A 6,859-nucleotide genomic window follows, 5' to 3' on the forward strand; every position below is an offset into this window, starting at 1 on the left:
CTGACCGAAGCGGGGGAACTGCGCTGGGCGGGCCGATTACTGACCTGGGGCGAGCCGGAGCGCTGGCCGGTGCTGACGGTCAATGACCCACGGAACCTGACGTGTAATCTGCGGTTTGCAGGCCAGTACGAGGACTCGGAGAGTGGGTTATACTATAATCGCTTTAGGTATTACGATAACGAGATCGGGCAATACCTCAGTGCCGACCCATTAAATCTTAGTGGGGGATTTAACCCATACGGGTATGTGCATGATCCGGTAAATTGGATTGACCCACTGGGATTAGCAGGGTGCCCCATCAGAGAGGTTAATGGAACAAAGATTTTTGGTATAGGCCAGAAAGATAAAACTCCTAGTCATGATCAGTTTTCAGAAGTTATAGCCAATAAACTTGCAATGAGTGGTAAATTTAAAGAAGTTTATTTAAATAGGTCATATAGTTTTGCTAATGGAAAAGGAACTTCAGGAAGAAGACCTGATGTTATGGCTATTGACGTTAATGGTAAAGTCCATTCAATTGAACTTGCTTCAAAAACTGATATGGGCAAAAAACTTCCAACATTAACTTCACGTAACGAAACAGCTATGAGTAATTTACCTGTTAATAAACAAGGTGATATTCTGGTCTTTGAACATCCATATAAGGCCGCAGATATGAAATCGATGTTAGATAACCTAATATCAAGTATATAGGTAAAATTTATGTACACAGGTATAGCGATATATAATTCAAAAGAACTATCTCCAATTGCCGCTTATGAATTAGGTAGCTTATTTTTTAGCATTTTTGATATTCCGATAACTGGTGCTGGGTATTATAAATATATAAAAAATGGTGCTCATCCCGGTGATCATGATTTAATAGAGATTTCTTTTTCTGAACTCAAAGAGAAAATCTTTTCTCAAGAAGCGACAGCTTTTAGGATCTATTACGAGCAAGAAGATTATACACCATGGTTATCATCGTTTGGTTATACAACTAATGAATTTGGTGGTTTTTATCATATAGACGCACAGTTTCCTAATAAGATTGGTAATCATGAAAAGATTATTTCATTTATAAAATTACTAGTTGATAAGGTGAAGTTTCCTTATGGAGTGATATATGATAGCGACAGGGTAACAAAAACTTTTTATTATGCGAGAGGGGATAACTTAGTAAATATATACCCATACGAAAATCCATCTATTTTCAAAAGGGAAACTCCTGGAAGGTTTAATGGGAAGGAAAGATATAATGATAATATGTTAAGGATGGTCTATCCTTATAATATTATAAATAATTTTCATCTTGAGATTAATATTGGAAACATTAATTTAAAACAATGGATATTAGGTAATAAAGAGCACGGTTCATTAGAAAAATTAAATGATGAATTGTGGCTATGGAAAGTTAAAGAAACTCATCTTGATGAAATTAATAAATACTGTGGAGAAGCAGGTATTTTAATAGCCTGGAAAACCCCACCATCTAAGAAAATAACCAAGAAATTACCTTGATAAAAAGCCGGAAAGATCCTAGCGATCTTCCGGCTTTATTCATGATCGAGAGGCTAGGGATGCGATAAGAAAGATTCAAATGGATATGAAAAACAAGATCTGGTCAGGAAACGTAACTACAACAAAATGTGGGAGATTGAATTGATGAATTACTATATCTTAATGAACGATTATACATCTTCAATAATGCCAAGATACCTTCATGCTATTGTGGATACAAAAAAACAAGTAAATAACAATTGGGATTATAACGGCTCTGAATACTCATTCCCCTATTACATGAAAGAACCAGAGTGCCCTAATCAATTGTTTTTATTATGTAATAAAGATATAGGGGCTCTAAAGTTTAATTATTATAACCACGGAGCAAGCCATATTGCATCTGATAATTTTATTGATTTATTTAGTGATTTAAAGATTTGTGAAGTTATATCAAAAAAATTAATAGCAACTTCAATCAAAGATGGTAATACACTTAGGGATGATTTTAACTACATGTATTTCATAGGTGATGATACTTTTCTAGATTCAAATAGATCTGAATTAGAAGAAGACAGACTTGGCTCTTTAATTCCTCATAAATTGACTATTAACAATCCATACTGCATTGATGTATTTACACTACGTAGCACTTTACTTGCTGATTTTTTATTTCTTTCCGAGTACGCAGCAGAAATACTTGTAAAAAAGAAAGTTAGTGGTGTGAAAATAATTAAACTAGATGATGCATTTAAAAATTATTGTATAGATTATGGATATGATATAGAAAGAAAAAGAAAAAAAATAAAGAAAAAATTACCATAATATTAATATAGAATAGCTGAAGGAGGTATTAGAAATTTTGTGTCATTTCAGGAAACTACCCAAAAAAAGAAATGACACATTCCTCAAACCAATGATGTGTAAGCATGCAACAAACTCATATTGACGTGAAAGACTAGACGTACATTACGTCAGTCGGCAAAGGTATTTTCCAGGGAGAGTAACAGATCTTAGTTTTGCGACTACTCTTAGATAAAATAGGTATCGGTAGACAAATGAACTCTGCATCTAATGGTATTCATATTCCGGGTAGTGAATCCGCCATGAAAGCAGATGTCGGAAAAGGAATGAAGGTTTTCCACAGCAGTAATCATAATATATACTCAGAGGAAGTAAGACAGAGGATAGATGTTGTAAGAGCCGATTACGAAGATAAAAATATAACTGAGAGAGAAGCAAGGGATGCAATACGAAAAATCCAAATGGATATGAAAAATAAGATTTGGTCAGGAAATTCATCTACAACCAAATGTGGGAGATTAAATTAATGAACTATTATGTTTTAATGAATGATTATAAATCATCGTCAATTCCAAGGTATCTTCATGCCATTGTAGACACAAAGAAACAAGTAAATGAAAAGTGGAATTATGAAGGTTCAAAATATTCTTTTCCCTATTATATGAAAGATCCAGAATGCCCTGATGGATTATTTTTATTATGCAATAAAAACATTGGAGACTTGAGGTTTAATTATTATAAACATGGCCGTGCTCATATCATGTCAGATTATTTCCTTGAATTCTTTAATTCTTTCATAACCAGTGCTTTTATTTGTAAAAAGCTATTGGCAACATCAATTAAAGATGGAAGGGTGATAAGAGATGATATTAATTATGTTCATTTTACAAATAAGGAAGATTTTCTTGATTTAGAAAAATCAGAATTGGAAGAAGACAGGTTTGGGGGAGTTATTCCTCACAAGTTAGTTTTTAATGAAAATGTGCTAGATTATGATGTTTTTTCTATAAATAGAACTTTATTATCAGGTTATATCTTTCTTTCTGAGATAGCTACTGAAAAGTTTATAAAGAAAGAAATAAAAGGGTTGAAGTTAGTAAACTTGGATGAAGCATTTAAAGAATATAGTATAGATTATAGATATGACATTGAGAGCAGCAAGAAAAGGGTAAAAAGAAAATTGCCGTAACCCCAATGAAATGTATCAGATAATGGTACGATTATATTCCTCTGTCATCTTTATAATTCTGATTCAATGATGTATGGAGGAATATCTAAAAAAACCATAATATACCAATTTCAGCAATTGTAGGAGAAGAAAGAAGTAAAGTGAATGTTAAAAAGATAGAAATTTTAGATACTATTAAAAATGAAGCAATGAAATCACTTTACCCACTAAAAATGAGTGGAAATATAAATGATGATCTTATACCAAAGGCATTGCTTTCTGGAATTTATCTATTGCCGGTAGGAATAAGCTCTGAAAATCATATTCGTTATAACAAAAAACTAGATGAAATATCTATCAGATTAATGGATTGTTTTAACATGATAATATCTGGTAAATCTGTCGATGACCTTAAAACTGAAAGTGATGAACCGAGAATAATATGAAAAATGAAGAAAAATAATGTCTTATAAAACAGGCAAGCCGTATGGGTGTTTTTCTAATTTTTCAAGATATAGTTTTTGGGAGAATGATACATATTAGCCAACTGTTGAGCATTATTTTCAATACAATAAACTAATTGACATTAACGTTAGGAAATCAATAAGAGAAGTGGATTCGCCAATGAATGCAACCAAAATAGGTAGGAATAGAAATAATAAGGTTGTAGATAATTGGAATGAAATTAAAGATGATGTTACGCGCTTTGCTATTTTAGAGAAATTTAGGCAAAATTCTGATATTCAAAAAATATTATTATCTACAGATAATCTTCATATTATCGAACATACAAAAAATAATTCCTATTGGGCTGATGGAGGTGATAGTTCAGGCAAGAATATGTTAGGTATCATTCTCATGGAAACTAGAGAGATCTTACTCCCAGAAAAGCTAGGTTAATCGCTTAACGTTAAGCCGGAAGCTCCCTCAATCTTCTAGCTTTGTTGTTATTTACCAGATTAGCTCATAGGAATACTAAATGTGGAGGCGGATCATGATACCAGAAAAAGTAAGTAATTATATTAAATCCAAAGATTGGTATATCTTAAAAGAAGATAAAAGTAGTTGTATTGATACCATTCGTTCTTTGGATATAGAGCTGTCATCAGAGTTCTCATCTTTCTATCAGGAAATAAATAACTTTTCACAATTCTGCTACACATTCCCCTATTCAACCCATTGCTATATATAGAGTTATGAGTGGTATAAGATGTAGCACTATTTTGGAATCTTATTTATATTGTGATCTGATCAGTCCCAAACCAATAGCTGGCTTATTAGATATTGATGATATAAAAGAGCAACTTGATTATGTGAAAGATAGATATGATTTACCTGATGAATATATTCCTTTAACTTCAGATGAAAGTGAGGGCATGTATTTATTTAATAAGAAAAATGGTTCAGTTTATGATTTTAATCTATCTGAGTATAGCTCTTTTATGAAAGGAAAAATAAACGCACGGTGGAAAACGTTTAATGATTTTTTAATATGGTATTTTTACGAAAACAACGTGGATGATATTTAAAGGTAATAGAATAATATTATAGGTAAACAATAAAAGCCGGAAATATCTTCGCGATCTTCCGGCTTTATTAATAATCGAGAGGCTAAGGATGCGATAAGAAAGATTCAAATGGATACGAAAAATAAAATATGGTCTGGTCAAATATCTACAACCAAATGTGGGAGAATAAATGAATCAATTATTATGTATTAATGAACGATTATAATTCTTCACTCATGCCAAGATATCTTCATGCTATAGTAGATACCGAAAAATAAATTAATGAAACATGGGATTATGAAGGCTCCAAGCATGATATAACTTATTATCTCTTAGATACGAAATGCCCTAACACTTTGTATTTTCTATGTAATGAAAATATTGGAAAATTGGGATTTAATTATTATCAACACAATATGGCTCATATCCTATCTGATAGATTTCTCGATATTATCAATGAGTTTAAATTAAGCGATCATGTTTTAAAAAAATTAATTGCGACATCTATTAAATATGGAAGTTTAATTCCTCATAAATTATCTTTTCATAATGAATCATTAAATTATGATATTTTTTCAATACGGACTACTTTATTAGCAGGATTTATCTTTATTTCAGAAAAAGTAGCTAACAAATTAAGTAAATAAAATATCAAAGGAATAAAGCTAATTAAATTAGATGAAGTCTTGAATCACTATTGTGTAGATTTTAGGTACGACATTAAAGCTAATATCAAAAAAGGGAAAATAAAATTACCCTAAGCTAATAGTAAAAAGCCGGAAAGATCCCCGTGATCTTTCAGCTTTGTTATTTTTATGTTTAAAACAAATAGTTTACAGGGTTAGACTTATATATTAAATATATAATTTAAATCAAAAAAATATAAAATAAATAATAGAATAAACAAAGAAATAATACAGAAAAATATAAAACTCATAGCAAATATATACATAGGATATATTTTAACTATTTTATTCTGTTTTCTCCCTGAAACAGTAAAAAGCCGGAATCACTTCCGGCTAGCTTCTTTCTTACCAAGGTGAATACCCATGCCACGCCAACGCCGACGGGTGAGTGCAATGGCAAGGCATCAAGGTAATCATCACGGATATACTGATGCAATAAGCAATGCTCTGGATAAAATAAATTTAAATCAATCAACTGATGCCATATCGAAACAAGTAACTCACATACAAAATATAGCCAAAAAAGATATGGAGAATAGCAATATTATTAAACCCAAAAATAGGTATAACACTAATATTCAATAGGAAGACGTAAATTAAAAAGTAAGACAAAGCATCTTTGATCTCTGGAGTAAAATTTTAGGATAATTTAATATGGGTGAGATAATAAATTTTTATATGGAACCTGCTGAATTTTTTAGAAGTTCGGATTTTTTATCCGGTTCTATTGAAGAATTTAATGAATATGAAATTATTCATAATAAAGATAGGGCATTAAAGCTTTTTTTCGATCAAGACATACCAGGCAACTAATATGGTTTGAAGTGATTTTTCTCTGATCGGGTATCCGAGTTTTATCTTCATGAGGATTATAAAAAAAACGGCGATTTACCAGATCCAGCACAGCCACAACCGTGACATCCCGTTGGAAGAGCTGCTGCGCCAGCTTGCCGACACCGTCGAACAGGGGCAGGCCGCAGCCCCTGAACACACCCGCCCGTCAATTCAGCACAGGAACCCTTAATATGTCATTCCAGAAAAAAACCGCCGGCCCGACCGGCACCGGCAACCTCGCACAGCACATCGCCGACCGCCTCAGTTCCCCCGACGCCGGCGGCTTACAGTTCACCCTCACCGCCGGCGGACTGCCGCCGCACACCTTTGTGGTCTCCGCCTTCACCCTGAACGAAGCCTTCTCCACCCCGTTCACCCTG

At 32.8% G+C, this 6,859-nt stretch carries 12 protein-coding genes and 1 pseudogene; all 13 read left to right on the forward strand.

What is annotated here, in order from left to right:
- A partial coding sequence (locus tag OO184_RS24200) for an RHS repeat-associated core domain-containing protein (RefSeq protein ID WP_265381358.1) occupies positions 1-693 on the forward strand: 693 nt, incomplete at its 5' end.
- A 9-nt stretch (positions 694-702) separates the two neighbouring features.
- On the forward strand, positions 703-1,500 hold the full coding sequence (locus tag OO184_RS24205) for a hypothetical protein (protein ID WP_265381359.1): 798 nt from the start codon (positions 703-705) through the stop codon (positions 1,498-1,500).
- A 144-nt stretch (positions 1,501-1,644) separates the two neighbouring features.
- Positions 1,645-2,304 carry an Imm43 family immunity protein gene (locus OO184_RS24210; RefSeq protein ID WP_265381360.1) on the forward strand — a complete coding sequence of 220 codons (660 nt, stop codon included), beginning with the start codon at positions 1,645-1,647 and terminating at the stop codon, positions 2,302-2,304.
- Between the two features lie 194 nt (positions 2,305-2,498).
- Positions 2,499-2,810, forward strand: coding sequence for an AHH domain-containing protein (locus OO184_RS24215; RefSeq protein ID WP_256125357.1), 312 nt, complete (start codon positions 2,499-2,501; stop codon positions 2,808-2,810).
- A complete protein-coding gene (locus OO184_RS24220; protein WP_132348839.1) occupies positions 2,810-3,472 on the forward strand; it encodes an Imm43 family immunity protein in 663 nt (220 codons plus the stop codon). The genes OO184_RS24215 and OO184_RS24220 overlap by 1 nt, the downstream gene beginning before the upstream one ends.
- Before the next feature lie 140 nt (positions 3,473-3,612).
- Positions 3,613-3,897, forward strand: a complete 285-nt coding sequence (locus OO184_RS24225) for a hypothetical protein (protein ID WP_265381361.1) — start codon at positions 3,613-3,615, stop codon at positions 3,895-3,897.
- 109 nt (positions 3,898-4,006) lie between these two features.
- Positions 4,007-4,351 (forward strand): annotated as a pseudogene (gene ybiA / locus OO184_RS24230) (riboflavin biosynthesis intermediates N-glycosidase); the annotation flags it as partial.
- A 296-nt stretch (positions 4,352-4,647) separates the two neighbouring features.
- A complete protein-coding gene (locus OO184_RS24235) occupies positions 4,648-4,980 on the forward strand; it encodes an SMI1/KNR4 family protein (protein WP_265381362.1) in 333 nt (110 codons plus the stop codon).
- A gap of 257 nt (positions 4,981-5,237) precedes the next feature.
- Positions 5,238-5,606: an Imm43 family immunity protein gene (locus OO184_RS24240; protein WP_265381367.1), complete on the forward strand. Its 369-nt coding sequence runs from the start codon at positions 5,238-5,240 to the stop codon at positions 5,604-5,606.
- Between the two features lie 402 nt (positions 5,607-6,008).
- Complete coding sequence (locus OO184_RS24245; protein WP_265381363.1) at positions 6,009-6,230, forward strand: AHH domain-containing protein; 222 nt, start codon at positions 6,009-6,011, stop codon at positions 6,228-6,230.
- 69 nt (positions 6,231-6,299) lie between these two features.
- Positions 6,300-6,458 (forward strand): hypothetical protein, encoded by a 159-nt coding sequence (locus OO184_RS24250; protein WP_265381364.1) that lies wholly within the window; start codon positions 6,300-6,302, stop codon positions 6,456-6,458.
- A gap of 49 nt (positions 6,459-6,507) precedes the next feature.
- Complete coding sequence (locus tag OO184_RS24255) at positions 6,508-6,669, forward strand: VasL domain-containing protein (protein WP_265381365.1); 162 nt, start codon at positions 6,508-6,510, stop codon at positions 6,667-6,669.
- A 1-nt stretch (position 6,670) separates the two neighbouring features.
- On the forward strand, positions 6,671-6,859 hold a 189-nt coding region (locus tag OO184_RS24260), incomplete at its 3' end, for a hypothetical protein (RefSeq protein WP_265381366.1).

This window comes from Photorhabdus aballayi (assembly GCF_026153155.1).
Classification (GTDB): Bacteria; Pseudomonadota; Gammaproteobacteria; order Enterobacterales; family Enterobacteriaceae; genus Photorhabdus; species Photorhabdus luminescens.